5 protein-coding genes are annotated in these 2,439 nt (G+C 28.2%); 3 read left to right on the top strand and 2 right to left on the bottom strand.

Going from position 1 to position 2,439, the window contains the following annotated elements:
* A partial coding sequence (locus tag ACFQZ1_RS26700; RefSeq protein ID WP_445291725.1) for a tubby C-terminal domain-like protein occupies positions 1-174 on the top strand: 174 nt, incomplete at its 5' end.
* A gap of 425 nt (positions 175-599) precedes the next feature.
* Here ACFQZ1_RS26700 and ACFQZ1_RS10835 read toward each other — a convergent pair.
* Positions 600-863 carry a hypothetical protein gene (locus tag ACFQZ1_RS10835; protein WP_377882213.1) on the bottom strand — a complete coding sequence of 88 codons (264 nt, stop codon included), beginning with the start codon at positions 861-863 and terminating at the stop codon, positions 600-602.
* A gap of 192 nt (positions 864-1,055) precedes the next feature.
* Here ACFQZ1_RS10835 and ACFQZ1_RS10830 point away from each other — a divergent pair, with 192 nt between their 5' ends.
* Positions 1,056-1,208 (top strand): hypothetical protein, encoded by a 153-nt coding sequence (locus ACFQZ1_RS10830; protein WP_377882212.1) that lies wholly within the window; start codon positions 1,056-1,058, stop codon positions 1,206-1,208.
* A 309-nt stretch (positions 1,209-1,517) separates the two neighbouring features.
* Positions 1,518-1,961, top strand: a complete 444-nt coding sequence (locus ACFQZ1_RS10825; protein ID WP_377882211.1) for a YrvL family regulatory protein — start codon at positions 1,518-1,520, stop codon at positions 1,959-1,961.
* Positions 1,962-2,126: 165 nt separating this feature from the next.
* Here ACFQZ1_RS10825 and ACFQZ1_RS10820 read toward each other — a convergent pair.
* Positions 2,127-2,439, bottom strand: a 313-nt coding sequence (locus ACFQZ1_RS10820; RefSeq protein ID WP_377882210.1) for an erythromycin esterase family protein, incomplete at its 5' end; no start/stop codon positions are given.

Below are 2,439 nucleotides of genomic sequence, written 5' to 3'. Positions count from 1 at the left end.
AAAGTACCATTAGATTGGGCAAAATTTTATTATCAAGGTAAAGAAATAGCAAGGTGGAGAATGAAGACATCAGAATGGTTTAAAACATACTTAGAGATAGAAGAAGATTCTCCTATACAAGAACCAGAATTTTTTACGAGTATTGCACAAATTCTGTTTTATATCGGTGAATAATTAACTTCCTACAACGTGAATTATGTGAACACAAAAGTCCCCCAGTTAAACGATTTGAGGGACTTTTAATAGTCTCTTAAATACTCGGTATGTATATATTTCTAAGGATTTTTAAAATACATTATCCTTGGTTTTCTTTAGTAATATATAGTTTTTTGTTAATCATAGAACAAATTATTGCTTATACATTGGATATTGACCTATTTAAAATTTCTATTTTACAAGATAATGGTGGTTTCAAATATTATTTTTCTAGTACAGTTATTCCATTAGTACTGACTATTCTATTTATGCTCTGTATACGTTTATTTATGATAGATGAAGTTGATTATTTTTGGCAAAATGTGTGGACATATACGGATTTATTATTGCAACAAGATATATCTTAATTAAATAAAAAAGAAGCTCGTAATGAGCGCCCTGTGTTATTCTGCTGTGTAAAAGTATGAAATATCTCGCATCTCAATACTATCAGAATGCTTTATAGCTGGCTTCTGGACTTCTACAGACTCTACATTTTCGAGATTAACAATGTAACCTACACCATTTTTTATGTAGCCAATCGCTGCACATTCTGCAACCTTATTTCCGAAATGATTCATCATCTGTACAAGAGTATTATCAGACTTAACATAAATAAAGTCTTTTCCTTGTCCAGTATATGCGAATGAAATTTGATAAATATTCATTAATTATTTCCCCTTTGCAATTCGAAATTTTCTATATCATCTTTATTGTATAAAAAAATCCCTCCACTTTCATGTTGTAGGGATTTTCATAATTCTTAGATATAATAAGTGCTGATAAGTGGGATTATGTTAATTGAACAATTTGACTTACAAATAATTCTAATTATAGTAAAATTTATAAGGGTGATAATTATGAGAAAAAGCGAAAGAGATGATTTATCTTGGAAAATATTTAAATTATGGATATCAATTCCAAGAAGTATCCGTGTAGCATTTTTGTGGTCAATTCTTATAGGATTTTCTTATTTAGGTTGGGTAAAAATTATACGTAAACTATTTGAATAAATATATTGTGAAATGTTCAATAACTCCTTTATTTTCAGTGTTTGGAATGTAAACTTTTCTTGTTGTTTTTTAGGGTTCTTTTGCTTATTTTAATAATATTTGTATCTAAAAATGAAGTTTATTTGCCTGACTTGGTCTAGCTAGTTTCCAAATCCACATCCAGCATCCACATCCAAAAACAAGGAGGGAAATACAAAAAACGCATATGGTAATATTTAACTAATGAATAGAGAAGGCGTTTTTCAATGAATTTGGGTAAAGCTTAAAAGATTAATTTTATTACACCTATTTTATATTAAGGGGCACATAATGGAAAAATTAAAAACAATATTTATATGTGCATTATTAATACTTCCTATTTTATTTTTCATATTGTTTTTTGATTTTATATTATTACATTTATTTGGATTGGAATATGATTCAATAAGATCTTTATTAATCTTTTTTTTCATATTTCTAGTTTTAGAAGTACCTATTTCATTTGTTATAAATAGTTTTATAAAAGCTTTTAAAACAGTAAGAATATTAAAATCTAGTAAAGGATTAATTCCTTTTATCTTAAATGTTGGAATAACTTTTTTTTTAATTTCAATAATTGATTACTTTATAATAAGTATTTTTATTCCTTTGAGGGGAATAATATTGTTTTCTATTATAAGTGGATTAATTGATATGTTACTGAGAGATAGTGAACCAAAACCTCCAGACTTTGACAGTGAAGAATTTAAAAAAATAGATGATAGATTTTCATAAAGGTTCTGTTGCAAAATCTTCGTCATGCTTCACGTACAATGAACTTCAACAATTACTAGCTACTTCCTAAACATTGTTCTTTATTTACCAACCTGTTTATGCCTTTTTCAAACTTTGCAACAGAACCCAGTTCACCATCCTATCTTAATGGCGCACTTTTTTATTTTATTTAATCCGAGAAGGTGTAATATGTTCTAGCCATAGAATGCCATCATACTGTTGATTTGGAATCATAATTTCATCCTGATATCCCCAATGTTGTGCAATTATTGGCGTATACATCCAAGATGTTTCAGGACGATTTTTCTCACCTTTTAAATTTACAAATACTTGTGGATATTGTGCAGCTTTCAAAATTTCTTCGATACTATTGGATTCATGTTTCTCCTTTACATATAGGATTGTTTTATTGTCCTCAGAGCTTAGGCTACTTCCGCTATACGCAAATAAACCAATGGTATACATCTGATCCTTTATA

Origin of the sequence: Bacillus sp. CGMCC 1.60114 (assembly GCF_042676365.1) — a bacterium.
In the GTDB taxonomy this organism is placed as follows: Bacteria; Bacillota; Bacilli; order Bacillales; family Bacillaceae_G; genus Bacillus_A; species Bacillus_A rhizoplanae_A.
Note: the sequence above shows the minus strand (reverse complement) of the source record. Positions and strands in the feature narration are given on the sequence as shown.

Excerpts from the sequence above, each read along its gene's own strand:
- ACFQZ1_RS10835 (WP_377882213.1), bottom strand. The coding sequence starts at position 863 with ATGAATATTTATCAAATTTCATTCGCATATACTGGACAAGGAAAAGAC.
- ACFQZ1_RS10830 (WP_377882212.1), top strand. The coding sequence starts at position 1,056 with ATGAGAAAAAGCGAAAGAGATGATTTATCTTGGAAAATATTTAAATTA.
- ACFQZ1_RS10825 (WP_377882211.1), top strand. The coding sequence starts at position 1,518 with ATGGAAAAATTAAAAACAATATTTATATGTGCATTATTAATACTTCCT.